This is a genomic window from Caldimonas sp., assembly GCF_046291045.1.
Classification (GTDB): Bacteria; Pseudomonadota; Gammaproteobacteria; order Burkholderiales; family Burkholderiaceae_C; genus Caldimonas.
Map to the genome: position 1 here is coordinate 52,881 of NZ_JBKBSL010000011.1, position 25,303 is coordinate 78,183.

Sequence of the window (25,303 nt, forward strand, 5' to 3'; positions counted from 1 at the left end):
CCCCCTGCACGACGCCCGCGGCCCGCGCCGCGGGCGTCGTCGTTTCCACAGCATCAGCCAGGTGTCAGCACTCGCTGCTATCCTGACGGGCTCGCGGTTTCGCCCCTGTCACCACTGTGATGAACCCCCTGATCAAGCGCTGGACCCAGTACTTCGTGCGGGGTCTGCTGGCCGTGCTGCCCCTGGCCCTGACGGTCTACGTGCTCTACGTCTTCCTGGCTTGGACGGACAGCATGGCGCGATGGCTCACCTATCCCTTCTTCGGCGACACCTACATCCCCGGCCTGGGCCTGCTGCTGGCGGTGGTGGCCATCGGGGGGCTGGGCTTCGTGATCTCGCTGCCTTCCGTGCGCAGTCTGGCCTCTCTGATCGAGTTTCCCTTCACCAATCTGCCGGTGGTCAAGAGCATTTACTCCTCGCTCAAGAGCTTCGCCGACTACTTCGCGCCGCAGCACAAGCAGGCCGCCCAGCAGGTCGTGGTGGTGCGTTTTCCGGGCGGCGGACTCGAAATCATCGGCCTGGTCACGCGCAACAGCCTGGACGGCCTGCCCGAGGGCGTCAGCAAGGACGACCGCGTGGCCGTCTACCTGCCCATGGGTTACATGATCGGCGGCTACACGGTCTTCGTGCCGCGTGCCTGGATCACGCCGATCGCGATGACGGTGGAAGAGGCGATGCGCTCGGCGCTGATCGCCTGGATGGCGCGCTCCGGCCAGCCCCCGATACCAGCCCCACCGCCGCGCTGACCGGCCGGTCCGATGCCCAGGCCGATGCATCCTCCTTTGAGCCTGGCCTTGATGATGGCTGCCGGCCCACTGGCCGCCTGGCCCCAAACGGCCGAGGCCGATCGCCTCCCGCCCCAGGCCCTCGAGCCGGTCGTCGTCACCGGCTCGCGCGAGCCGACACCGCGGCGTGCCTTGCCCGCGGCCGTCGATACGGTGGAGGCCGGCACGATCCAGGAGGGTCAGTGGCGCGTGAACGTCTCGGATGCGCTGGTGCGCGTGCCCGGCGTGGTCGCCAACAACCGCCAGAACTACGCCCAGGATTTGCAGGTGTCGATGCGCGGCTTCGGCGCCCGCGCCAGCTTCGGCGTGCGCGGCGTGCGCCTGATCCAAGACGGCATCCCGCTGACCATGCCGGACGGTCAGGGACAGACCGGCCTGTTCGACCTGGACGGCGCCCGGCGCATCGAGGTGCTGCGCGGCCCCCTGTCGGTGCTGTACGGCAACGGCGCCGGCGGCGTGATCCAGGCGGTGTCCGACCTGGACCCGGGGCAGACCTTCGCCGGCGGCGGCCTGTGGGTGGGTGAGGATGCCAGCCTGCGTACGATGGTGGAGGCCCGCAGCGACCTGCCCGAGGGCCGCGGCGTGGTGGCCGGCCACCTCAGCCGCTTCCAGACCGACGGCTACCGTGAGCACAGCCGCACACGCCGCGATGCGCTGAACCTGCGCGCCCGCACCGTGCTGGGCGAGCGCAGCAGCCTCACGCTCATCGTCAACCACCTGGACCAGCCCGACACGCTCGACCCCCTGGGCCTGACCGCCGAACAACTGGCGCAGAACCGGCGTCAGCCCGGCAACAACGCGCTGGCCTTCGACACCCGCAAGTCGGTGCGGCATTCACAGGCGGGCCTGACCTGGCGGCTCGACCTGTCCGACACCCAGAACCTGCGAGTCTCCGCCTACGGTGGCACCCGTCAGGTCGAACAGTACCTCGCCTTCGCCGGTGCCGGCCCCACGTCCTCGGGCGGGGTGGTCGACCTGGACCGGCAGTTCGCCGGCGCGGGGTTGGAATGGCAGGGCCGATTCGGCCCGGTGCTGTGGATCGCCGGGCTCGACCACGACCGCAGCCAGGAACACCGGCGGGGCTTCGTCAACGACGGCGGCACGGCCGGCGACACGCGCCGCGACGAGGACAACGATGCCTCGAACACCGATGCGCGCGTGCAGGCCCGCTGGACGCCGCGCCCGGGCTGGACGGTGGTGGGCGGGGTGCGCCATTCACGGGTGCGCTTCGGGATCGAGGACCGCTACATCACCGGCACCAACCCTGACGACAGCGGCTCGCGCACCTTTCGTCGCGACAGCGCGATGCTGGGCCTGAACGTGGAAGTCCGCCCCGGCTGGCATGTCCACGCCAGCACGGGACGCGGCTTCGAGACCCCCACCCTGGCCGAGATCGCCTACCGGCCCGACGGCCAACCAGGCCCCAACCTGGCCCTGCAGCCCGCCCGCCACGATACCTGGGAGCTGGGGCTCAAGGCGCGTCTCGCGCCGGGCCACGAGGCGGCACTCACCGGCTTTCGCACCCGGGTGCGCGACGAGATCGTGATCTTCGGCAACGTCGGCGGGCGCAGCAGCTTTGCCAACGCCGGCCGGACTTGGCGGCGCGGATGGGAAGCCTCGTGGCAGGCACGGTGGTCGGCACGCTGGGAGAGCACCCTGGCGCTCACGTGGCTGCAGGCGCGGTTCGACCAGTACGTCTCGGCCGGCCAGGATCTGAGCGGCAACCGCCTGCCCGGCGTGCCGCAACGCTCGGCCTTCGCCGAACTCGTATGGCGGGCGGCCCCGGCCTGGCACCTGGGCTTGGAATGGCGGGCCGTGGACGCCATCCCCGCCAACGATGCGAACTCGGCCTTCGCGGGGGGCTACGGCGTGGCCCATCTGCGGCTGGGTTACGAGGCCGACCACGGTCCCTGGCGGCTGCACGCCTTCGCACGTGTGGACAACATGGCCGACCGACGCTACGTCGGCTCGGTCATCGTCAACGCCACCAACGCCCAGTTCTACGAACCCGCGGCCACCCGGCGGTTCAGCGCCGGCCTGAGCCTGCAGCGCCACTGGCCCTGAGCGTCGCCGACACCGGCCCGGCGAGGGCGCGGGCCACGTCTCAGGCGGCCACGCCGTCGGGCGGCACCATCGCCGGCGCCGAGCGCAAGGCCGCGTCGATGAGGCGGTGCATCTCCTCGGCATCGTCTGCATGGCGTGCGGCCACGGCGCGGATCGCTTCGTGGTCCTGCTCGAAGGCCTCCACCAGCTGCGGGTCGAAATGGGTGCCCCGGCAGCCGCACACCACCGCCACGGCGGTGTCGTGCGGCAAGGCCTCCTTGTAGCTGCGCACGCTGATGAGCGCGTCATACACGGTGGCCAGAGCCACGATGCGCCCGGCCAAGGGAATCGCCTCGCCCGCCAGTCCGCGCGGGTAGCCCGTGCCGTCCCAGCGCTCCTGGTGCGTCAGCGCGATCTCCTGGGCCATCGTGAGCAAGGGGCAAGGCTCTTCGAGCTGCGCCTGCGCGCTGGCCAGGGCCGCATGGCCACGCAGCGTGTGGGTCTTGACGATCGCAAACTCCTCGGGCGTCAGGCGGCCGGGCTTGCGCAGCAGGTGGGCGGGCACCTCGAGCTTGCCGATGTCGTGCAGGGGCGTGGCACGCACCATCAACTCCAGCCGCTCGTCGTCCAGCTCGGCCGCCCGGCCGGTGACCCGCCGCCAGCCCCGCCCCAGAACACGCACATAGCCCTGCATGCGCAGCAGGTGGCGGGCGGTCTCGTGGTCGCGCCTTTCGGCCAGGAGGGCCAGCGTCCACAGCAGCGCGTCGCGCTCGTGCGCCACGGCCTGGCTGCGTTGCTGCAACGCCGCCTCGAAATGCCGGTGGCCTTCGCGCAACAACGCGGCCAGCTGGTGAAGCTGCAAATGCGGGCGCAGGCGCGAACGCAGGCGCGTCTCGGTCCACGGTGGCTGGAGCACATCGGCCACCCCGAGCGCCAGCCAGTCCTCCACCGGAGGGTCCGGCGCCTGAGCGGCCAATGCGATGACGGGAGCCCCCCGGCACGAAGGCTCCGCACGCAGCACCTCGAGCCGGCCGACCAGACGCTCGGGGTGTTGCGTCGCATCGATCATCACCAGCGCCGGCAGCACATCGACAGGCAAGGCATCGACCAATCGCGCCTGCGGCTCCAGCGCTGCCTGCAGCGCCGGCCAATCTTTGGCCGGTCGGCCCACGATCAGAACCCAGGCTGGGTGCGGTGCGTCTTGCGGCATGGATCCCCCGGATGCGCCGCATCGTGCGCCGCGCACGCCGTCTTGACAACCCCGGTTCCGGGGCTGGACAGCCTCGACCACCGCCCCGCTCCTTCGACCATCGGCTGTGACGCATTACTCGGGCGAAGCTTGCCAGATCAACGCCCCCCCCTGCGGGGGGGTCACTGCGCAGCGGCCGCGACCGATAACCAGATCAACATCCCGACGAACGAGGCCCCATCATGCGCGTCAATCTGCCCGTCACCCAACAGGAATATCCCATCCCGCCCGGCTCCACGCTGGTGCCCACCACCGACCTGCAAGGCCGCATCCTCTACTGCAACCCCGCGTTCATCGAGGTCAGCGGTTACTCCCGCGAAGAACTGTTGGGGCAAGCTCACAACCTGATCCGGCACCCGGACATGCCCGAGGAGGCCTTTCGGGATCTGTGGGCCACCATTCAACAAGGGCTGCCCTGGCGGGCGGTGGTCAAAAACCGCCGCAAAGACGGCTCGCACTACTGGGTGATGGCCAACGTGACGCCGCTGATCGAGGACGGACGACCCGTGGGCTACATGTCGGTGCGCACCGTCCCCAGCCGCGACGAGGTTCAAGCCGCTCAAGCCCTGTACGAGCGCATGCGAGCCGAGCAAAAGGCCGGCCAGCGCGTGCACGTGCTGCATCGAGGTCGGGTGCTGCGCAACACCCTGGGCGGCCGGATGCGGCGGTGGACCGAATGGGGCCCGGCATCCAAGCTGTGCGCGGCGGTCGCCGCGAGCGCCGGCGGCGCATTCATGCTGGGCACGCATTTCGGGCCCTCGCTGGGCGGCAGCGCCGGCGGCCCCGCATGGGCCGCCGGTGCCGTGCTCGCATCCGTGCTGGCGGCCACACTGCACCCTTACCTGCAGCGCGTGCTCATCGGTCCTCTGAACGATCTGCTGACCATCGCCAACCGCATGGCCGCCGGCGATCTGACCCAACGCATCGACCTGCGGCGTCATGATCTGTTGGGTCAATTCGGACAGGCCCTCAACCAGCTCAATGTCAACCTGATGTCCATCGTGCGCGACGCCCGCAACGAAGTCGATCGCATCCAAGCGGCGGCCACCGAAATCGCTGCCGGCAGCCAGGAGCTTTCGGCGCGCACCGAGTCTCAAGCCAGCAGCCTGGAGGAAACGGCCTCATCGATGGAGGAAATCACCGGCACGGTACGGCAAAGTGCCGACGCCACAGGACAGGCGGTGGAGCTGGCCAGCGAGGCCCAGCGCATCACCGAGCACAGCAGCGGCGCGCTGGACGAGGTGACGCGCACCATGCGCGCCATCAGCCAGTCGTCGCACCGAATCGCCGAAATCCTCCAGGTCATCGACAGCATTTCGTTCCAAACGAATCTCCTGGCGCTCAACGCCGCCGTCGAGGCCGCCCGGGCCGCCGACCATGGACGCGGCTTTGCCGTCGTGGCCGGCGAGGTGCGCGCGCTGGCCCAACGCACCAGCATGGCCGCCAAGGAAATCAAGTCCTTGATCGACGAGTCGGCCCAGCAAGTCCGCGCAGGTGAGCAGCAAGTCGGCACCGCACGTGTCACCATGGACGAAGCCTTGCATGCCGTGCAACGGGTGCGCTCGCTCATCGCCGAGGTCAGCACCGGGGCCCAGGAGCAGCTCAACGGGATCTCCCAGGTCAACGAGGCCGTGGCCCACATGGACACCATCACTCAACAAAACGCCGCCATGGCCGAGGAGCTGTCTTCGGCGGCGGCCGGTTTGAAAGCCCAAGCCCACACGGTGGCCGCCGCTGTGGGGGTCTTCCGGCTCGAAGGCACCGCGCGCATGCCCAGCGCCGACGCGGTCAGCCTGCGCAAGCAGATGAAGCTTCAGGCCCAGGCCTCGCTGAAGCCCGCTTGAGACCCATTACACTGCGGTGAGCGTCGCAGGGCCCGTCCGTCCCGGCGGGCTTGCGTGTTCGCTGGTTCGAGGAGAGCGCATGTCCACTGCTTCTGACGCATCCCCCTGCTTTGGCCTGCGCGGCCGCGTCACCCTCGTCACCGGCGCTGCCCAAGGCATCGGCCAAGCCTGCGCCGAACGTTTTGCGCGCGAGGGGGCGCCGCTGGTCCTGCTCGATGTCGATGACGCCCGCGGCGAGGCCCTGGCTGCGCACTTGTCCGCGCAAGGCGCAGCGGCCCTGTACCGACACTGCGACGTGGGCGACAAGGCCCAGGTCGATGCCGCCGTGGCCGCCGCCGTCGAACGCTTCGGGCGCATCGACGTGCTGGTCAACAATGCCGGCATCTTTCGCGCCGCGGACTTCCTCGACATCACCGAGGCCGACTTCGATGCCGTGCTGCGCGTCAACCTCAAAGGTGCCTTCCTGATGGGGCAGGCCTGCGCGCGCGCGATGGTGCGCCAGGGCCAAGGCGGAGCCATCGTCAACATGAGTTCGGTCAACGGCGTGATGGCCATCCCCAGCATCGCCAGCTACAACGTCAGCAAGGGCGGAATCGACCAGCTCACGCGGGCGATGTCCCTGGCCCTGGTGGACCACGGCATCCGCGTCAATGCGGTGGCCCCCGGCACGATCGCCACCGAACTCGCTCGCCAGGCGGTGCTGGGCAGCGAGGAGGCCCGCTCGCGCATTCTCAGCCGCACGCCGATGAAGCGCCTGGGCGAGCCGGCCGAGGTCGCCGACGCCGTGGCCTATCTCGCCAGCGACGCCGCCAGCTACATCACCGGCGAGATCCTCTATGTCGACGGGGGCCGGCGCGCACTGAACTACACCGTGCCGGTGAGGCCGGGCGCGTCCTGATCCTGTCGAACGCCGACACCGCCAGCGTCGCTCCTCGCACAAGCCCCACGACGGGGTGGGCCCATCCGGGGTGAGACGTGCACGCGGGGCGGTGTCGGGGCACACTGTGCTGAATCTGCGTCCTCGACGGCGCGCCCGACCCGAACCGCACGATGAGAATCCTTCACACCATGCTGCGCGTGGGAAACCTGCAACGCTCGATCGACTTCTACACGAAGGTGATGGGCATGCAGTTGCTGCGCACCACCGACCGTCCTGAACAGCAATACTCGCTGGCCTTCGTCGGCTATGGCTCCAACCCCGAGCATGCCGAAATCGAGCTCACCTACAACTACGGCGTCGAACGTTACGAGCTGGGCACGGCCTATGGCCACATCGCCATCGAGGTGCCCGACGCCTACGCCGCCTGCGAGAAGATCCGCGCCCACGGAGGCCAGATCACGCGCGAGCCCGGCCCCGTCAAAGGCGGCAGCACCGTGATCGCCTTTGTGACCGACCCCGACGGCTACAAGATCGAGTTGATCGAGCGCAAGCCCGCGGCCTGATCACGGGCGCAAGGTCAGGCTTTCTCGCGCCAGCTGGGTGATGCGCGCCCAGTCGCCGGTGCGAATCGCCTCGGGCGGCGTGAGCCAAGAGCCGCCGCACACCTTCACGTTGGGCAGGGCCAGGAACTGCGGCGCCGTCTGCGGCGTGATCCCGCCCGTGGGACAGAACACCACGTCATGAAAGGGGCTGGCCCAGGCCTTCAGCAGCGGCACGCCCCCCGCCGCGGTGGCCGGGAAGAACTTCAGGAAGTGCAGGCCGTCGGCGTTGGCGGCCATCACCTCGCTGCTGGTGGCCACGCCGGGCAGCAGCGGCAAGCCGGCCTCGCGGCAGGCGCGGCCGATCTCGGGCGTGTAGCCCGGGCTCACCGCAAAGCGCGCCCCCGCCTCCACCGAAGCCCGCACGTCCTGCGGCCGGCGCACCGTGCCCACGCCCACGATGGCCTCGGGCACGTCCCGCGCGATGGCCTGCACGCACTGCAGCGCCACCGGGGTGCGCAGCGTCACCTCCAGCACCTTCACGCCGCCGTCCACGAGGGCACGCGCCAGCGGCACGGCATCCTCGACACGGTCGAGCACGATCACGGGAATGACGGGGCCGTGGTCGGCCAGTTCCAAGGGGTCGAGCATCATGTTCATCGCCAAGTGCACGCGCCTTCCTCGGCGCTCAAGACATTGCGCCGCATACCGGCAAAGAGTTCACGGCCCAGGCCGCGGCCATGGGCATGGGCCAGCTCGGCGGGTTGCGAGGCCCCCTCGCGCGCGGCCCAGGTGGCCTCATCGACCAGCGCATCCAGCGTGCCCGCCACGGCATCGAGACGGATGAGGTCGCCGTCGCGCACCTTGCCCAGCGGTCCGCCGGCCACCACCTCGGGGCTCACATGGATGGCCGCCGGCACCTTGCCCGAAGCACCGCTCATGCGACCGTCGGTCACCAACGCCACCTTGTAGCCCTTGCCTTGCAGCACCGCCAGTGGCGGCGTGAGCTTGTGCAGCTCGGGCATGCCATTGGCGCGAGGGCCCTGGAAGCGCACCACCGCGACCACGTCGCGTTCGAGCTCGCCACGGTTGAAGGCCGCCAACAGATCCTCTTGACTGTCGAACACGCGCGCGGGGGCCTCGACGACGTGCCGGTCTTCGGGCACGGCCGAGGTCTTGATCACCGAACGGCCCAGGTTGCCGCGCAGCAGCTTCAGGCCGCCCGTGGGACTGAAAGGCCGGTCGGCGCGGCGCAGCACCGTGTCGTCGCCGCTGTCGCCCGGCAGATCCTGCCAAGCCAGACCATCGGGGGTGCGCACGGGCACGCGGGTGTAGGCCGCCAGGCCGCCCTCGGCGACGGTGGCCACGTCGGCATGCAGGCAGCCGTGGTCGATCAGCTCGCGAATCACGAAGCCCGGGCCGCCGGCGGCCTGAAACTGGTTCACATCGGCGCTGCCGTTGGGGTACACGCGCGCCAGCAGCGGCACCTCGGCGGAGAGGTCGGAAAAATCGTTCCAGTCGATCAGGATCCCCGCGGCCCGCGCCACCGCCACCCAGTGGATCAGGTGATTGGTGGAGCCGCCCGTGGCCAGCAACGCCACCATGGCATTGACGATGACGCGCTCGTCCACCAGCCGGCCGATGGCCGTGTGCTCGGCCCGCTCGATGTTGCGCAAGGCGGTACGCACCGCCTCGCGGGTGAGTTCCTCGCGCAACTGGGCATGCGGATGAATGAAAGCCGCGCCCGGCACATGCAGGCCCATGGCCTCCAGCAGCATCTGGTTGCTGTTGGCCGTGCCGTAGAAGGTGCAGGTGCCCGGGCCGTGGTAGGCGGCCGATTCGGCGGCAAGCAAGGCCTCGCGGCCGACCAAACCCTGGGCGAACTGCTCGCGCACCTTGGCCTTGTCGTTGTTGGATAGGCCCGAGCTCATCGGGCCGGCCGGCACGAACACGCAGGGCAGGTGGCCGAAGTGCAACGCCCCGATCAGCAGGCCCGGCACGATCTTGTCGCACACCCCCAGCAGCAGCGCGGCGTCGAACACATCATGCGACAGCGCCACGGCCGTACCCATCGCGATGGTGTCGCGCGAGAACAGGCTCAGTTCCATGCCGGGCTGGCCCTGGGTGACCCCATCGCACATGGCCGGCACGCCGCCGGCCACCTGGACGGTGGCGCCCCGGCGGCGCGCCTCGTCGCGGATCACGGCCGGAAAGCCCTCATAGGGCTGGTGCGCCGAGAGCATGTCGTTGTAGGCCGTGACGACGCCGAGGTGGGGCACCCTCTCGGCCACGACACGCAGCTTGTCCGACGCTGGCAGCGCCGCAAAGGCATGCGCCACATTGGCACACCCCATGCGGTCGGCCCCCCGAGGGCGGCGGGCCATGCCTTCGACCACCTCGAGGTAGGCGCGCCGCGTGGCGGTGCTGCGCTCGGCGATGCGCTGAGTGACTTCTTGAATGACGGATTTCATCGCAGGGATGGCACGCCTGAAGCGTGCGGTTGTAACCAATGCCTCAATTCTTAGGTAACTTGGTTACAGCGTCAAATCAAGACGCACTTCCCCTACGCTGGGGTGGACTTGCGCAATGCGCCGCCGCGCCTGCCGAGCCCCGCCGTTGTCCGGATCCCACAGGACGCCTGCGGGACGTCGGGACTTGCGGTACAACCATCGCTGGCCGGCCGCTGCATCGTCGTTCTGGCCCGCCACACGCCCGTGAACGCCCTCTTCGCCCACCCTCCCGACCTCGGCAGCGTGCCCATCCTGCGCGATCCGCAGGTGATGCTGGAACAGACCCTGTCGCAGTGGCCTGGCGGCGCCGATCTGTGGGTGTTCGGCTATGCCTCGCTGATTTGGAATCCGCAGATCGAGCACGACCAGCGCCTGCCAGCCCGCGTGCACGGCTACCACCGGCGGCTGAGCATGTGGTCGCGCATCAACCGGGGCACGCCGCTCGAGCCTGGCCTCGTCTTCGCGCTGATGCCCGGCGGGGCCTGCCGAGGCATGGTGTTTCGGGTTCCCCGCGCCGTGGCGCGGCGCGAGCTGGACAAGCTATGGCAGCGCGAGATGCCCACCGGGGTCTACGATCCGCGCTGGCTGCCTTGTCGCACCCCGCAGGGTACCGTGCGCGCCCTGGCCTTCACGCTCAGCCGCGACAGCCCCAACCACACCGGCGAGCTCGACGAGGCGCGCTTGCTGCACATCCTGCGTCACGCCCGCGGCCGCTATGGCACGACGCTGGATTACGTGGTGCGCACGGAGCGCTGCCTGCGCGAGCACGGCATCCATGACCGCGCCCTGGCCGGCCTGCTGGCGCTGGCCCGCCGGCACGGGTTGATCGACGATTGACGCCCAGCCGACGGCCGCGCCTTCAGAGCGAGCGCAGTTGCCGCTGAGCCGCCGGCACCCCACCGGACACCGGCAGACGGGTCTGGACCGACAGCAGGTCCTCGCGGGTGTCGATGTCCACCAGCACACCGGGATCGTCCACCTCCACCGCTGCGGCCGGATAGCGCGCCAGGATACGGCGGGCGCCCTGGTCTCCGTCCAGCACGGCCAGCTCGGAGTACAGCTCGGCCGAGAACGCCACCGGGTGGCCGCGCTGCCCCTGGAACTGGGCATAGGCCACGGGGTGGCCTGCCAGCGCCGCCGCCACGGCCCGCAAGGTCGTCGGGCGCACCAGGGGCATGTCGCCGGGCATCACCAACCATCCGGCAGCATCGCCGCGCGCGCGCACGCCCGCAGCGATCGAATAGCCCATGCCCAGATGCTCGCCCGCCCCATCCGAGCCCGAAGGCACCACGACGACATCCTGCGTGGCCACCCAGCCCTTGACCATGTCCCGCAGGTCGCGAGTGGTCACCACCACCAGCCTCAGGCTGCTGGCCAGCACCTGCTGCAGTGTGGCTCCCAGCACCGTGGTGGGGCCCAAGGCCTGTGTGAGCTTGTGCCCCGGTCCCTCGAAGCGCGACCCGGCCCCCGCCGCCAAGACGATGACCACGGGCGCAGACGGCATGAAAATCCTCCTGATGTTGATGGGGTGGCGCACCGCAACGGCACACCGGCCCTATGGAAGCCCAGTCGGCGCGCCGGCGCCACTGGGGACAGCCCGGTTGGGGTCAAGCCCTAGGGACCGACCCGCTTGGGGTCGTTGCCAATGGTCGCAGCGCCGCACGCAGGCGGTGCCTATACTGCCCGACATGGACAAACGCCTGGCCGATCTGCGCAAGAGTTATGAACGCGCTGAACTCGATGAACGCAGCGCCGACCCCGATCCGCTGCGCCAGTTCCGCCGCTGGCTCGACGAGGCCCTGGCCGCGCAACTGCCAGAGCCCAATGCCATGACGCTGGCCACCGTCGGCGAGGACGGCCGGCCATCGACCCGCATCGTGCTGATCAAGGGCTGCGACGAGCGCGGCATCGTCTGGTTCACCAACTACCACAGCCGCAAAGGCCGCGAGCTGGCGGTCCATCCGTATGCAGCCCTGCAGTTCCACTGGGTGGAGCTCGAGCGGGTGGTGCGTATCGAGGGGCGGGTCGAGAAAGTGGCCGAGGCCGAATCGGACGAATACTTCCGCTCGCGCCCGCTGGACTCGCGCATCGGCGCCTGGGCCTCGCCTCAGAGCGAGGTGATCGAATCCCGCGCCGTGCTGGTGGCCCATGCGGCGCGCTACGCAGCGCAGTTCGCCCTCGACCCCCCACGGCCGCCGCACTGGGGCGGCTACCGGCTGGTGCCCGACCGCTGGGAGTTCTGGCAGGGCCGCAAGTCCCGTCTGCACGACCGGCTGCGCTACCGGCTGGACGAGCGCGGACAGTGGGTGCGCGAGCGCCTCGCCCCCTGAAAAGGGCAGCACGACGCCGCCCCCTCCTCACACGGCCGCGCGCCTGTCCAACATGCGGTCGATGGCAGCCAGGAATCGCGCCACATCGATGGGTTTCGTCCAGTAGTCCACGAAACCCGCGGCCCGGGCCCGCTGCACGTCTTCGGGCATCGCATTGGCCGACAGCGCAATGCATGGCAAGGCAGCGGTGCGCGGCTCGGCTTGCAAGCGGCGCAATACCTCGTGCCCGTCCATGTCGGGCAGGTGCATGTCCACCAGCACGGCATCGGGACGCAGCGTGTGCGCCAGCGCCACGCCGCCCGCGCCGTCACCGGCCACGCTGAGCCTCACCGCCGGGCGCAAGGCCAGCACCTCGCGCACCAGCGTGACGTTGACCTCGTTGTCCTCGATGTAAAGCAGCTCGAGCGCCGGCTGCGCAGGCTCGGCCTGCGGCCGTGGCGCCACCGGCGGGGCAGGTGTCGGCGCCTGGTCGGCCGCTGCCGAGGCCGCTTGCAGAGCCCGCGGCAACCACACCTCGAACTCGCTGCCCTCGCCCAAGCGGCTGCGCACTTCGATGCGCCCGCCCATGTGGATCACGAGCTGCCGGGCGATCGACAGGCCGATGCCGGTGCCCTCGATCCCCTCTCGCTCCACCCCCAGGCGGTTGAAGGGTTCGAACAGTCCCTGCACCTGCTCGGGGCTCATGCCCCGGCCGGTGTCGCGCACGACCAGCGTCAGCCAGTCCGCCCCTGCGCGCGCCATCACCTCCACGCGCCCACCCACCCGGTTGTACTTGATGGCGTTGGACAGCAGATTCATCAGCACCTGGCGCAGACGTTGCCGGTCGGCCCACACCCAGCCGACCAGCGTCCCGGTAAGCAGCTCGATGCCGTGCGCGCGGGCCATGGGAGCCACCAGCCCCAGTGCGTCGGCCACCACCGCCGACACCTCCAGCGCCTCGGGGCGCAGGGCCACGGCGCCCGACTCGATGCGCGCCAGGTCGAGCATGTCATCGATCAGGGCCAGCAAGTGTCGGCCAGCCGCATGGATGTGGTCCACCCGCTGCCGCTGAGCCGAGCTGAGGGCCTGCACCGCATCGGCCTGCAGCACCTGCGCAAACCCCAGCACCGCATTGAGCGGGGTGCGCAGTTCGTGGCTCATGCGGGCCAGGAATTCCGACTTGGCCCGGCTCGCCTGTTCGGCCGCGGCCTTCTCCCGCAGGGCCTGCTCGGTGCGCTTGAGTTCGGTGATGTCCCAGTTGACCCCGAGCATGCGCACCGGCTGGCCGCTCTCGTCGCGCAGCACATGCCCGCGCGTGGCCAGCCAGTGCTCGCTGCCGTCGGGCCAGACCACACGGAACTCGAAAGCCGTGCGGTCCAAGGCGCCTGCACGCACCTGGTCGTAACGGGCCCACATCGCCGAGCGGTCGTCCGGGTGCACGCACAGCTCGCGCAGCATCTCCACCGGCCGCGGATCGTTGGGAGACAGGCCGCGCAGCAGGTACATCTGAGCGTCCCAATGACTGGTGCCGCTGCGCAAGTCACGCTCCCAGGTGCCGATGCCGGCCTCGCGGGTGGCCAGGGCCGCACGCGCCTGCGCCTGCTGCAGCGCCAGCTCGGTACTGCGACGCTCGGTGATGTCCATGGCCACCCCCAGCACGGCCACGACGCGGCCGGACTCGTCGCGCTGCGCCGCGCGGCGCGTCAGCAGCGTGCGGTAGTCCCCCCGAGCATCGCGGTAACGGGCGATGACGTCGACCGCATCCTCGCCGTCGAGCACCCTCTGCAGCCCTTCGGCCAAGGCTTCGCGGTCGTCCTCATGAACCAGCGAGCGCACTTCCTGCAGCGGCAGCCTCACCCGCCCCGGCTTGCCCATCAACGCCGCCGCCCGCTCGTTGACGATCAGTTCGTCCGTGGCCGGGTCATGCACCCAAATGATCAACTGGGCCAACTCGACGGCCAGCTGAAACTGGGTGCTGAGCTGGCGCATCTGCGCCCCCCGCTCGAAGCTTTCGGTGTCGTCGACGACCACGCCCAGAACGCGCTCGGGACGCCCCTCTCCGTCGGCCAGCACCCTCCAGAGCGAATGTACGAACCGGATCCCACCGTTGCGGGGCAAGATGCGGTAATGCGCATGGTAGACACCCGGCGATTGCACGCTGGTGAGCCAACTCTGCAACAGAGCATCGCGATCGTCGGGATGGATGAAAGCCGCCAGGTTCTCCAGCGCCGGCACCGGTTGGTCTGGAGCAAGCCCCATGAGGCGGTACATGTGCTCATCCCACCGGGCCGACCGACCGTCCAAGCTGCGTTCCCAAAACGCGATGCGGCCAGAATCCTGGGTCATCTCCAGGCGCTGCACCAAGCTGCGCTGCGGCTCGGCGCCGGCCTCGGCGACCGCCTCGAGGCGCCCCAGCCAGCACGCCGGGCCCTGCGGCCCACGCCAGACCCTCAGATGCAAGCGCGCCCCGTCGAGCACCTCCAGCACGTTTTCCGCAGGGTCTGGTTCCAGCCACAAGCGTTGGAGCCGCTCTCGGTCGCGAGGCAGCAAGAGGGCCCCCAGATCGACCCGATCCCCCTGAGAGTCGCCATGCCGGTGCAGCCAGTCCCGCCACGCGGCATTGCTGGTCAGAATGGACCCACGCGGGTCAGCAATGAACAAAGGCTCGCGCGCCATGTCCAGCACGGCCTGGACAGCCGGGCCCAGGGCCAAAGGATCAGAACCGCAATCGGAAGCAGGACCGGACGACATGCAAGTCCCAAGGGCGTTTCGCGCTGCGTCTCAGTGTAATGGGCCCGTCGTCGCTGTCGCTCGGCGCGACGGCGCTTGAGGCGCCAGCATGGTCAATTGTTGGCAATGTCACCCCTCAGCGCGCCGGTTGCGCCTCGGTGAGACGGTAGAACAGTCCGTAGGGGTCGTTGTCCAGCACGGACAGCCGTCCCTCGACCACCACTGGATCCACGCTGTAGCGCACAGGCGTCTTGGCGCGCACCTCGACCAGGCCCTCCGGGCCGGCCGGGATGCAGAACGAACAGGTGGTGGGCACGGCCGACAGCAGGAAGTGGTGCTGACGCTCGCTGGCGTCCAGCGGCATCATGAACCCCTGCACCTTCACGATCTGCCGGTCCAGGGCCCTCACGTCGGCCGGGAAGATCGGTCGCAGCCGCTGGCGTTCAGCCCGGGTCTTGACCGACCCGAGCAGCTTCCACGACAGCACGCCTTCGCGCTCCTGCAACGGCGGAATCGGGCTGTCCGGGCTGTGGTAGCCCGGGCCGCTGCCCAAGGGCGGCGCCGGCGCGGCGCCTCCCAGCGGGGCGGCGAGCTGAGCCCAGGCCCCCGGGGCCGCCAGGGCCGCCAGGCTGCAGACGAAACGGCGACGGTCGGTCATGGGGCGGCGCTCAGTGGACGTGGCGCATGCCGCAGTGCTTGCCGATGCCCAGGCCCTTGCAGGCCGCCTGCAGCTCCTTCAGGCAGGCGTCCTCGCTCTTGCCGGACTCCAGGCACCGCGCAGCCGCCTCGTGGGCGGCCGCCATGGCGCGGTGGCGCTCGATGTCCTTCTTCACATGGTCGGACAAGGCCGGCGACGGCTGGGCCCAGGCCCCTGCAGCGCCCAGCATGAGGGGGAGGGTCAGCATCAGCGAGGACAGAACACGAGCAATCATGACGGAAGACTCTCCATGACAAAGACCAGACATTCGACGTCGATCCGCCGCCCGTCATCGCGGGGCTTGCAGCAACCGCATCACGTCGAGCCGGTAGGCTTGCCAGGCGGGCAGGGCCGCGCTCAGCACGGCCACGCCCAAGGCCCCGGCCACCACCGCCCATTCGGCGCCCAGCCAGGTCCAGCCGCTCAGCGCCACCGACTGCCGCTGCGCCAACGCCCAGCCTAACAGAGCCGTCAAGCCATGGCCCAAGGCCAGGCCCAGCAGCAAGCCTCCCGCGGCCAGCCACAAGGCCTGGGCCAGCACCACCGCAGCCACCTTGTGCGGCGGCGCCCCCAGCATGCGCAGCATGGCCAGGTCGTTGGCGCGTTCCCGCACGGCATGGTACAGCCCGATGAACACCGACAGCGCCGCCACGGCCAGCAGCACCAGCCCGAACCCGCGCAGCACCTCGGCCCCCACCCCCACGATGCGCAGCAGGCGGGCCGTCTCCAGCGCGGGCGAAGCCGCCTGCAGCGCCGTCTCGGCATTGATCAGCCGTGGCAGGCTCACGGCCGCCAGCGGGCTGCGGTAGCGCAGCAGCAACAAGGTGACCTCGCGCTCGGCCTCGAGGTAGCGCCGGTCCTCCTCGTCCAGCGCAGTCTCGGCCTCGTGCACCTCCCACACCGACTCGGTGGAAGTGAGGATCAGCCGGTCGAGCACCCTGCCGCTGCGTTCGAGCACCCCCACCACGGTGTAGGGGGTGTCACCATGGGCCTCGCCCTCGCGGCCCAGCCCGTGCACGCCCACGAAGCGATCGCCCAGGCGCAGGCCCGTGCGCGCCGCCACCTCGGCCCCGAGCAACGCCTCCAGCGTCCCCGCCCAAAGCCGGCCCTGGGCAAGCGTCGCCCCGTAGTGCTCCAGGTAGGCCGGTTCGGTACCCACGATGCGAAACCCCCGGTAGCTGTCGCCCAGCGAGACCGGGATGACCGTCTCGACCAGCGGATGCGACCGCCAGCGCTGCACCGCCTCGGCCGGGATGTTGCCGGTGGGCACGTCCAGGTGGAACACCCCGGACAGGATAAGCTGCAGCGGGCTGCCCTTGGCGCCCACCACCAGGTCGATGCCGGCCAGATCGCGCCGCAGGCCCTGCTCGACCTGCTCGCTGACCAGCAGCACCACACTGATGGCCGCCAGCCCCAGACTCAGCAGCAGCAGGTGCAGCAGCGTCGCCAGCGGACGGGCCCAGAGGTAGGTCCACGACAGGCGTGCGAGGTTCACAGGCGCAGCTCCACGGGATCGTCGCCCGCCAGCGCCTGCACCACGCGGCGGTCGTGGGTGGCAATCACCAGGGTCGCGCCTGGATCGCTGCGCAGCTCGCGCAGCAGCGCCAGCACGCTGGCGGCCGCCTCGTCGTCCAGGCTGGCCGTGGGTTCGTCGGCCAGCAGCACGCGGGGCTCGCGCAGCACCGCGCGGGCCAGGGCCACCCGCTGGGCTTGCCCCCCACTGAGCTCATGGGGGCGGCGCCCGGCCAGGTCGGCCACGCCCAGGCGCCGCAGTACCTGCGGCACCCGCACACCCGCCTCGGTGGCCGCCCCCCCGGCCCACAGGGCCAGAGCCAGGTTGTCGGCCACGCTCAGGCTCTCGCTCAGATGCAGCCGCTGCGGCAACACACCCAGCCGCGCTGCGCGCCAGGCATCGCGCTGGCGAGGCGACAGGCGGTGCAGCGGCGTGCCGTCGACCTCGATCTCGCCGGTGGCGGGCGTCAGCAGCCCGGCCAGCAGGCCCAGCAAGCTGGACTTGCCCGTGCCCGACGCCCCGCGCAGCAACAGCACGCGGCCACCGTCCAGCCGCAGGTCGGGAAAGCGCAGCAGCGGGCCGCGCGGATGCTGCAGGCTCAGGTCGCGCCAAACGATCATCCCGAGCGCACCTTGTCAGCGAAGGTCCGGCGGAACTTCTCGACCTTGGGCGCGACGACATGGGCGCAATAGCCCTGCTCGGGATGCTTCAGAAAATAATCCTGGTGGTAGGGCTCGGCCGGCCAGTAGTTGTCCACCGGGGCGACCTCGGTCACGATGGGATCCTTCCAGGCCCCGGCCGCCGTCAGCTCGGCGATCATCGCGCGCGCCACCCGTTCCTGTTCGGCGTCGTGGAAGTAGATTCCCGAACGGTACTGGGGCCCCACATCGTGGCCCTGGCGGTTCGGCGTCGTGGGGTCGTGGATGGTGAAGAAGATCTCGAGGATCTCCCGCAGGCTGATGCGTTGCGGATCGAAGCGCACGCGCACGACCTCGGCATGGCCGGTCTGTCCCGAGCACACCTGTTCGTAGCTGGGGCTGTGCCAACTCCCGTTCGAATAGCCCGACTCCACGTCGAGCACGCCCTCGACGCGGTCGTACACCGCCTCCAGGCACCAGAAACAGCCTCCGGCCAGGGTGATCTCTTGCTCTTGCGCTTGGGACATCGCCAGGCTCCAAAGCCGCCAAGCTTACCCAAGCTCGCCGCCGGCCTCGGCTTGGGGGGACGAGCCGCGGGGGCTTTCCTGCACAATCCCGGCGTCACGCTCTTGCCTCGATTGCGGCCCATGTCCGACAGCCTCGCGCCCTACCTGCCCTACCTGCTGGCCCTGATCCTGCCCCCGGGGGTGTTCATCGTGCTGCTGCTGGTCGGCCTGCGACAGTTGCGTCCGCGCCGTGCGTTGGGCATCGCACTGGTGCTGCTAGCCTGTACCGGACTCTGGCTGGGCTCGACCACCGGCTGGGCCTGGGTCACCCAATCCTTCGTGCTCAGGGTGCCGCCGGCGCTCGGCCCCCTCGACCTCGACGAGCTGAAGACGCAGGCCAAGGCCCAGGCCAAGGGCGAGCCCTCCGTGGCCATCGTCGTGCTAGGCGGCGGCGTGGTGCCTCGTTCTCCGGACTACCGCCTGTCGGACTTGTCGTTCATCGGCCTGCAACGCTTGCGCTACGGCCTGTGGCTGGCGCGTCAGACCGGTCTGCCGGTCGCTTACAGCGGCGGCCTGCCCCACGGGATGCCCGCCTCCGTCACCCCGGAGGCGCGGGTGGCCGAACGCATCGCGCGGGAAGAGTACGGCATCACTTTGCGCTGGGTGGAGGACAGCTCGCGCGACACCCGCGAAAACGCCGGCCGCACGGCGGCGCTGCTGCGCCAGGCCGGCGTGCGCAAGATCGTGCTCGTGACCCATGCCTGGCACATGCCCCGCGCGCAGCGAGCCTTCGCCGAAGCCCTGGGCGGCAGCGGCCTGCACATCCAGCCGGCGCCGATGGGCCTGCTGCTGCCCGACACCTCCCCTCTGGCCCGCTGGACCCCGAGCCTGGACGGCCTGATCGAGAACCGTCACGCCTGGCGCGAATGGTTGGCACGGCTGCTGGGCCGCTGAGACGGCGCTCAAGGAGCGCCCATGAAGAAACCCCTCCGAACCTGTCCGGCCGGAGGGGTGGTGGCGTGACGCCACGTTTCGGGGCTCCGGAGGGAAGAAGTCCGGGGCTCCTTACGCGCAGAGACTGCGCATCGGAAACACCTGCAACCGTGCAGGCCATTCAACGATACCGAAGCCGCCCGCCACACGCCAGTACGCAATTCCAATGAGCGCGAAGGTCTCCATTACCGCACCCCATGGCCTGCCGGGGGAGGCCTTATGAGAACAGACGGTCGTACAGCGCGTCCATGCGAGAACGCACCTGCGCGTCCATCGTGATCGGCCGCCCCCATTCGCGGTCCGTCTCGCCCGGCCACTTGTTGGTCGCATCGATGCCCATTTTGCCGCCCAGCCCCGACACCGGGGAGGCGAAGTCCAGGTAGTCGATCGGCGTGTGTTCCACCAGCGTGGTGTCGCGCACCGGATCGGCCCGGGTGGTGAGGGCCCAGATCACGTCAGTCCACGAGCGGATGTCCACGTCCTCGTCGGTGACCACGATGAACTTGGTGTACATGAACTGGCGCAGGAAGCTCCACACCCCGAACATCAGGCGCTTGGCGTGGCCCGCATAGGCCTTGCGCATGCTGATGATCGCCATGCGGTAGCTGCAGCCTTCGGGCGGCAGGTAAAAGTCCACGATCTCGGGAAACTGCTTGCGCAGGATGGGCACGAAGACCTCGTTGAGCGCCACCCCCAGCACCGCCGGCTCGTCGGGTGGCTTGCCGGTATAGGTGGAGTGGTAGATCGGCGATTCGCGCATCGTGATGCGCGACAGCTCGAACACCGGGAACCAGTCCTGCTCGTTGTAATAACCGGTGTGGTCGCCGTAAGGCCCTTCCAGCGCGTGCAGATATCCCCCTCTTTCCTTCAGAGGGACACCATGGGGCGACGTGCCCGTGTACCCCGCGGCTGCCGCCGGAATGTGCCCCTCCAACACGATCTCGGCGCTGGCGGGCACCTGCAGTCGGGTAGAGCCCTCGCCCACGGTCGTGTCCACCACCTCGGTGCGCGAACCGCGCAGCAGGCCGGCGAACTGGTATTCCGACAAGGTGTCCGGCACCGGCGTGACCGCACCCAGGATGGTGGCCGGGTCCGCTCCCAGGGCCACCGCGATCGGGAAGGGCCGGCCCGGGTGGGCCAGCGCGAACTCCCGGAAATCCAGCGCCCCGCCCCGGTGGGCGAGCCAACGCATGATGAGCTGCCGCGGCCCGATCACCTGCTGGCGGTAGATGCCCAGGTTCTGGCGCGCCCGCGGTTGCGGCACCGACTGCGGCCCGCGCGTCACCACCAGCCCCCAGGTGATCAGCGGCGCCACGTCACCCGGCCAGCAATGCTGGATGGGCAGGCGCGAGAGATCCAGCTCCGCCCCTTCCCAGACCACCGACTGGCACGGCGCCTGCCGCACCACGGCCGGCTTCATGTCCCACAGTGCCTTGGCCATCTGCACCAGCCGGCCGGCATCCCTGAGCCCGCGCGGCGGCTCGGGCTCCTTCAGCCGGGCCAGCAGTTCACCGATGCCCCGCAGGGCCTGCACGTCCTCCTCCCCCATCCCGAGGGCCACACGTTTGGGGGTGCCGAAGAGATTGCCCAGAACGGGGATGCGGTGACCCACCGGCTGTTCGAACCACAGTGCCGGCCCACCCGACTGGAGGACACGGTCGCACAAGGCTGTCATTTCCAGGTGAGTGGACACTGGCTCGTGAACGCGCCGCAGCTCGCCCATGGCCTCCAGCTTGCCAAGAAAGTCACGCAAATCACGGTACTTCATAACTTTGTATAATTAACAAGCGGATTCAAAGGCTTGACTGGTTATTTCGAGGCTTCCTAGAATCCGGCCGTCTCCCATCAGGGATAACCCGCACCGGCTGCCGGTGCACTTCACGCTGCCAATGCCATCAACCGCCCACCCGGGCCTTGCATCCTGCAGGGGCCTCACTTTCTAAGGTGGCGGGGCATTATCTCCGCGGGCCAGGCCGAGCCACGACACCGGTCGTCCGGTCCCCGCGGACGGAAAGGAGTGACATGACAGCGACCCACACCCTGCGGCACCGCGTGTCGCAGACGACGCAGTCGATGGCCCGCTGCTTCTCGGTCTTCGTCCGGGACGTCGGCCAGGGCCTGCTCGACATCAGCCACAACGGCCTGGCGCTGCTGGGCCTGCTCGTGCTGGGCGCGGCCCTCTTCGGCCTGGGCCGGCCCGACCTACGCCACCAGTTGGAACAGCACGCCCTGGGCTGGCTGCTCCAGCGCCAGGAAGCGCGTCTGAGCGAAGACGAGAGCCTCGTGGCGGCGTTGGCCGAACCCGAGGCCATCCGGCGCGTCACGGCCGCAGACCCCCGCGAACTAGGCAAGGAGCAAGCCGCAATCGTCCAGTGGATCTCGCGGCGCTACCGTGTGGCGCCCGAGCCGGTGGCCCGGCTGGTCCAGGAGTCCTGGGAGGTCGGTGAGCGCACCGGCCTGGACCCGACCCTGCTGCTGGCCGTGATCGCCATCGAATCGAGCTTCAACCCCTTTGCTCAGAGCCCGGTGGGCGCCCAAGGGCTGATGCAGGTCATGACCCGCGTCCACGACGACAAGTACGAGGCCTTCGGCGGCACCCATGCGGCCTTCGACCCCGTGAGCAACCTGCGCGTGGGCGCCCAGATCCTGCGCGAATACATCAGCCGCGCCGGCAGCCTGGAAGGTGGCCTGAAGTGGTACGCGGGCGCGGCCAACTTGCCCCACGACGGCGGTTACGCCGCCAAGGTGCTGTCCGAGCGCAACCACCTGCGCAATGTGGCCCAGGGCCGCCCAGTGCCCATCACGGTACCCCAGCTCGTGCGCACCAGCGCTCCGGCCGCGGCGCCGGCCGCCGCCTCCTCACCCGAGGCCAACGCGGCCCACCAGCCCGACACCGACACCCGCGTGGCCCAAGCCTCCTGAATCTCCAGCCCGGGGCGCTGCGGCACCGAAGCCCACAGGCGCCCCGCCCGGACCCGGGGGAGGGTCTCCAGTACATCCAGTACACTCAGGGCGCTGCACGACTGGCGATAAGGCCCGCCCCATCTGGAGCGAGCGCCTGAGGTGGTGAACCACCGGGAAGTGCAGCCGGCGGTCGCACCCAGCACCGCCGTTTCGCCGTTCGCCTGGGCAGCCCTCCGATCCAGCACACGGTGTGCGGGTGCGTTCTCGCGGCCGCCGCCAGTGCGACGAGGGACTTCATCGCACTGAAGAGGACTGCCATGTTCGACCGCTCCATCTCTACCGTTGCCAACGTCGATCCCGACGTCTGGGCCGCCATCCAGCAGGAAAACCAGCGCCAAGAAGAACACATCGAGCTGATCGCCTCCGAGAACTACGCCTCCCCGGCCGTGATGGCCGCCCAGGGCAGCCAGCTCACCAACAAGTACGCCGAGGGCTACCCAGGCAAGCGCTACTACGGCGGTTGCGACTACGTCGACATCGTCGAGCAGCTCGCCATCGACCGCCTGAAACAGCTGTTCGGCGCCGAACATGCCAACGTCCAGCCCAACTCCGGCTCCCAGGCCAACCAGGGTGTGTTCTTTGGGCTGCTGCAGCCGGGCGACACCATCATGGGCATGAGCCTGGCCGAGGGAGGCCACCTGACCCACGGCATGCCGCTGAACATGTCGGGCAAGTGGTTCAAAGTCGTCAGCTACGGCCTGAACGAGAAAGAAGAGATCGACTACGACGCGATGGAGCGTCTGGCCCACGAGCACCGACCCAAGCTCATCATCGCCGGGGCCTCCGCCTACAGCCTGCGCATCGACTTCGAGCGCTTTGCCCGGGTCGCCAAGGCCGTCGGGGCCTACTTCATGGTGGACATGGCCCACTACGCCGGACTGATCGCCGGCGGCGTCTACCCCAACCCCGTGCCCTTCGCCGACGTGGTGACCTCCACCACCCACAAGAGCCTGCGCGGCCCGCGTGGCGGCATCATCCTGATGAAAGACCATGTGGCCAAGCAGATCAACAGCGCCATCTTCCCCGGCATCCAGGGTGGCCCGCTGATGCACGTCATCGCGGCCAAGGCCGTGGCCTTCAAGGAAGCCCTGTCGCCCGAGTTCAAGGCCTACCAGCAGCAGGTGGTCAAGAACGCCCAGGCCCTGGCCGAAACCCTGATGGCCCGCGGCCTGCGCATCGTCAGCGGCCGCACCGAAAGCCATGTGATGCTGGTCGACCTGCGCCCCAAGGGCCTGACCGGCAAGGAAGCAGAAGCCGTGCTCGGCCGCGCGCACATCACCTGCAACAAGAACGGCATCCCCAACGACCCGCAAAAGCCCATGGTCACCAGCGGCATCCGCCTGGGTTCGCCGGCCATGACCACCCGCGGCTTCACCGAGGTCGAGGCCGTGGCCACCGCCCACCTGATCGCCGACGTGCTGGACAAGCCCCAGGACGAGGCCAACATCGCCGCGGTGCGTGCCAAGGTCCACGAACTGACCCGCCGCTTCCCGGTCTACCGCTGAACCCGACCCGCCGCCTGCCATGCGCTGCCCCTTCTGCGGCCACGAGGAAACCCAGGTCGTCGAGACCCGCGAGTCCGACGAGGGGGACGTGATCCGGCGGCGGCGGCGCTGCATGGGGTGCGACAAGCGCTTCACCACCTACGAGCGCGCGGAGATCGAATACCCATCCATCGTCAAGAAGGACGGCCGGCGCACCGAGTTCGACCCGGCCAAGCTGCGCGCCTCGATGACGCTGGCTCTGCGCAAGCGCCCCGTCAGCGCCGAAGCGCTCGACCAGGCCGTCTCGCGCATCGAGACCTCGCTGCTGCACAGCGGCGAGCGCGAGGTCAGCAGCACCCGCGTGGGCGAATGGGTCATGCGCGAGCTCAAGCGCCTGGACAAGGTGGCCTACATCCGCTTTGCCTCCGTCTACCGCAGTTTCGATGACGTCAGCGAGTTCATGAACGCGGTGAGAGAAACTTCACGGCGCGGTCGCTGAGGCCGCACTCGCCGCTCCGTACGTCGGGATCGGGCCGCCATTCGTCGGCACGACCCGCCTCCCCCGACCCATCGCTGCTAGCCTACAGGGACGCCATCGGGTCCGGCCTCGCCCGCGTCGGGCCCGGCCGGTGGCCTACGCACACGACAGGTGGCATCTTGAGGCTGCAGCTTTCCACACGATCCTCGGCAAACCGGCAAACTGCGCGGGGTTTCACGCTGGTCGAACTGATGGTCGCCCTCGTGGTCATGGCCATCGTGCTGGGAATCGGCGTCCCCAGCTTCCAGAACATCATGGAACGCAATCGAGCCGCCTCCCAGACCAACGAACTCCTCGGAGCGCTGCAGACTGCCCGTAGCGAAGCCATTCGCCGCAATGCCACGCACCGGTTTTGCACCTCGTCCAGCGGCTGGGTCGTCCGCACTCCCGCATCGACCACCGCGATCCGTGAGGGCAACCTGCAGGCAGGCACCACCGTCACCGAATACTGCGCCGACTTCCGTGCCGACGGCCTGTCCTATGAATGCACCTGCTCCAGCAACACGACGGGCACCACCCTCATCACGGCCGGCCAGCTCACGGTGACCACCGACTCGCAGACCCGAAGCATCCGCATCCGCACGGGATCCATCCATGTCGAATAAGCGCATCGAGCCCCCGGTGGTGCGCCACCGCCCCTCCGTCTCCCCCGCTCATGGCGTCGGCCTGATCGAGGTGCTCATCGCCGTGCTGGTGCTTTCCATTGGTCTGCTCGGGATTGCGGGCCTGCAGGCACGTGCCTTGAAGAACAACCAGAGCGCCTTCGAGCGCAGCCAGGCCGTGACTTTGACCTACTTCATGCTCGACGCCATGCGGGCCAATGTCGATGCCGCGCGGGCCGGGAACTACGACCTGTCACGCACCTGCACCGTCCTGGCCGGAGGAACGCTGATCGCGAACGATCACAGAGCCTGGTTGCAGGCCCTGAAAAACACGCTCGGCGATCACGACTCCACCTGCGGCCAGATCAGTTGCCAGGGTGGTGCCTGCACGGTGCGGGTCTTCTGGGATGACAGCCGCGGTACGGGCGGCGGAAGCACGCAGACCGTCGAAACCACCAGCGTGCTCTGATGGAACACAC

At 69.4% G+C, this 25,303-nt stretch carries 24 protein-coding genes and 1 riboswitch; of the genes, 13 read left to right on the forward strand and 11 right to left on the reverse strand.

From position 1 onward, the window contains the following. The first annotated feature begins 119 nt into the window (after positions 1–119). Both ACK4ZD_RS05910 and ACK4ZD_RS05915 read left to right on the forward strand, forming a co-directional pair. Positions 120–746: a DUF502 domain-containing protein gene (locus ACK4ZD_RS05910; protein ID WP_409659609.1), complete on the forward strand. Its 627-nt coding sequence runs from the start codon at positions 120–122 to the stop codon at positions 744–746. 24 nt (positions 747–770) lie between these two features. Then, positions 771–2,849 carry a TonB-dependent receptor family protein gene (locus ACK4ZD_RS05915; protein ID WP_409659611.1) on the forward strand — a complete coding sequence of 693 codons (2,079 nt, stop codon included), beginning with the start codon at positions 771–773 and terminating at the stop codon, positions 2,847–2,849. 40 nt (positions 2,850–2,889) lie between these two features. Here the strand turns inward: ACK4ZD_RS05915 and ACK4ZD_RS05920 are convergent, their stop codons facing one another. Continuing rightward, entirely contained in the window at positions 2,890–4,038 is a 1,149-nt protein-coding gene (locus ACK4ZD_RS05920) for an HD-GYP domain-containing protein (protein ID WP_409659613.1), read from the reverse strand. Between the two features lie 221 nt (positions 4,039–4,259). Between ACK4ZD_RS05920 and ACK4ZD_RS05925 the strand changes: the two genes are divergently transcribed. The 3 genes from ACK4ZD_RS05925 (at position 4,260) to gloA (ending at position 7,364) form a co-directional block, all read left to right on the forward strand. Continuing rightward, entirely contained in the window at positions 4,260–5,921 is a 1,662-nt protein-coding gene (locus ACK4ZD_RS05925) for a methyl-accepting chemotaxis protein (RefSeq protein WP_409659615.1), read from the forward strand. 79 nt (positions 5,922–6,000) lie between these two features. Then, positions 6,001–6,819 carry an SDR family NAD(P)-dependent oxidoreductase gene (locus tag ACK4ZD_RS05930; protein ID WP_409659617.1) on the forward strand — a complete coding sequence of 273 codons (819 nt, stop codon included), beginning with the start codon at positions 6,001–6,003 and terminating at the stop codon, positions 6,817–6,819. 152 nt (positions 6,820–6,971) lie between these two features. Further along, the gene (gene gloA / locus ACK4ZD_RS05935) at positions 6,972–7,364 is read left to right on the forward strand and encodes a lactoylglutathione lyase (protein ID WP_409659618.1); all 393 of its coding nucleotides are present in this window, start codon (positions 6,972–6,974) and stop codon (positions 7,362–7,364) included. Here gloA and ACK4ZD_RS05940 read toward each other — a convergent pair whose 3' ends face one another. Beyond that, complete coding sequence (locus ACK4ZD_RS05940; protein WP_409659677.1) at positions 7,365–7,994, reverse strand: bifunctional 4-hydroxy-2-oxoglutarate aldolase/2-dehydro-3-deoxy-phosphogluconate aldolase; 630 nt, start codon at positions 7,992–7,994, stop codon at positions 7,365–7,367. Positions 7,995–7,996: 2 nt separating this feature from the next. Beyond that, entirely contained in the window at positions 7,997–9,811 is a 1,815-nt protein-coding gene (edd, locus tag ACK4ZD_RS05945; RefSeq protein ID WP_409659620.1) for a phosphogluconate dehydratase, read from the reverse strand. A 309-nt stretch (positions 9,812–10,120) separates the two neighbouring features. Here edd and ACK4ZD_RS05950 point away from each other — a divergent pair, with 309 nt between their 5' ends. Next, positions 10,121–10,687 (forward strand): gamma-glutamylcyclotransferase, encoded by a 567-nt coding sequence (locus ACK4ZD_RS05950; protein WP_409659679.1) that lies wholly within the window; start codon positions 10,121–10,123, stop codon positions 10,685–10,687. A 22-nt stretch (positions 10,688–10,709) separates the two neighbouring features. On the opposite strand, the gene ACK4ZD_RS05955 is transcribed toward ACK4ZD_RS05950, so the two are convergent. After that, entirely contained in the window at positions 10,710–11,354 is a 645-nt protein-coding gene (locus ACK4ZD_RS05955; RefSeq protein WP_409659622.1) for an NTP transferase domain-containing protein, read from the reverse strand. Positions 11,355–11,538: 184 nt separating this feature from the next. On the opposite strand from ACK4ZD_RS05955, the gene pdxH reads away from it, so the two are divergent. Beyond that, positions 11,539–12,180: a pyridoxamine 5'-phosphate oxidase gene (gene pdxH / locus ACK4ZD_RS05960; protein WP_409659624.1), complete on the forward strand. Its 642-nt coding sequence runs from the start codon at positions 11,539–11,541 to the stop codon at positions 12,178–12,180. 27 nt (positions 12,181–12,207) lie between these two features. On the opposite strand, the gene ACK4ZD_RS05965 is transcribed toward pdxH, so the two are convergent. From ACK4ZD_RS05965 to msrA, 6 genes are all read right to left on the reverse strand, one after another. Next, positions 12,208–14,910, reverse strand: a complete 2,703-nt coding sequence (locus tag ACK4ZD_RS05965) for a PAS domain-containing protein (RefSeq protein WP_409659626.1) — start codon at positions 14,908–14,910, stop codon at positions 12,208–12,210. A 115-nt stretch (positions 14,911–15,025) separates the two neighbouring features. Next, on the reverse strand, positions 15,026–15,547 hold the full coding sequence (locus ACK4ZD_RS05970; RefSeq protein ID WP_409659628.1) for a DUF3299 domain-containing protein: 522 nt from the start codon (positions 15,545–15,547) through the stop codon (positions 15,026–15,028). Between the two features lie 10 nt (positions 15,548–15,557). Beyond that, a complete protein-coding gene (locus tag ACK4ZD_RS05975) occupies positions 15,558–15,821 on the reverse strand; it encodes a hypothetical protein (RefSeq protein ID WP_409659630.1) in 264 nt (87 codons plus the stop codon). A gap of 54 nt (positions 15,822–15,875) precedes the next feature. Next, positions 15,876–17,081, reverse strand: coding sequence for an ABC transporter permease (locus tag ACK4ZD_RS05980; RefSeq protein ID WP_409659632.1), 1,206 nt, complete (start codon positions 17,079–17,081; stop codon positions 15,876–15,878). Continuing rightward, positions 17,078–17,719, reverse strand: a complete 642-nt coding sequence (locus ACK4ZD_RS05985; protein WP_409659633.1) for an ABC transporter ATP-binding protein — start codon at positions 17,717–17,719, stop codon at positions 17,078–17,080. Before ACK4ZD_RS05985 ends, ACK4ZD_RS05980 begins: the two co-directional genes overlap by 4 nt. Continuing rightward, positions 17,716–18,264, reverse strand: coding sequence for a peptide-methionine (S)-S-oxide reductase MsrA (gene msrA, locus ACK4ZD_RS05990; RefSeq protein ID WP_409659635.1), 549 nt, complete (start codon positions 18,262–18,264; stop codon positions 17,716–17,718). The genes ACK4ZD_RS05985 and msrA overlap by 4 nt, the downstream gene beginning before the upstream one ends. A 120-nt stretch (positions 18,265–18,384) precedes the next feature. On the opposite strand from msrA, the gene ACK4ZD_RS05995 reads away from it, so the two are divergent. Then, positions 18,385–19,197 (forward strand): YdcF family protein, encoded by an 813-nt coding sequence (locus ACK4ZD_RS05995; protein WP_409659636.1) that lies wholly within the window; start codon positions 18,385–18,387, stop codon positions 19,195–19,197. Positions 19,198–19,453: 256 nt separating this feature from the next. On the opposite strand, the gene ubiD is transcribed toward ACK4ZD_RS05995, so the two are convergent. Continuing rightward, positions 19,454–21,004: a 4-hydroxy-3-polyprenylbenzoate decarboxylase gene (ubiD, locus tag ACK4ZD_RS06000; RefSeq protein WP_409659638.1), complete on the reverse strand. Its 1,551-nt coding sequence runs from the start codon at positions 21,002–21,004 to the stop codon at positions 19,454–19,456. A 254-nt stretch (positions 21,005–21,258) separates the two neighbouring features. Here ubiD and ACK4ZD_RS06005 point away from each other — a divergent pair, with 254 nt between their 5' ends. From ACK4ZD_RS06005 to pilV, 5 genes are all read left to right on the forward strand, one after another. Then, the gene (locus ACK4ZD_RS06005) at positions 21,259–22,158 is read left to right on the forward strand and encodes a transglycosylase SLT domain-containing protein (protein ID WP_409659640.1); all 900 of its coding nucleotides are present in this window, start codon (positions 21,259–21,261) and stop codon (positions 22,156–22,158) included. 87 nt (positions 22,159–22,245) lie between these two features. Beyond that, a riboswitch (ZMP/ZTP riboswitch) is annotated at positions 22,246–22,374 on the forward strand. Positions 22,375–22,457: 83 nt separating this feature from the next. Beyond that, complete coding sequence (gene glyA / locus ACK4ZD_RS06010) at positions 22,458–23,705, forward strand: serine hydroxymethyltransferase (protein WP_409659642.1); 1,248 nt, start codon at positions 22,458–22,460, stop codon at positions 23,703–23,705. A gap of 19 nt (positions 23,706–23,724) precedes the next feature. Next, complete coding sequence (gene nrdR, locus ACK4ZD_RS06015; protein WP_019560971.1) at positions 23,725–24,183, forward strand: transcriptional regulator NrdR; 459 nt, start codon at positions 23,725–23,727, stop codon at positions 24,181–24,183. Positions 24,184–24,341: 158 nt separating this feature from the next. Continuing rightward, positions 24,342–24,827 (forward strand): GspH/FimT family pseudopilin, encoded by a 486-nt coding sequence (locus ACK4ZD_RS06020; protein ID WP_409659645.1) that lies wholly within the window; start codon positions 24,342–24,344, stop codon positions 24,825–24,827. A gap of 16 nt (positions 24,828–24,843) precedes the next feature. Next, the gene (gene pilV, locus ACK4ZD_RS06025; protein ID WP_409659647.1) at positions 24,844–25,293 is read left to right on the forward strand and encodes a type IV pilus modification protein PilV; all 450 of its coding nucleotides are present in this window, start codon (positions 24,844–24,846) and stop codon (positions 25,291–25,293) included. Positions 25,294–25,303 lie beyond the last annotated feature (10 nt).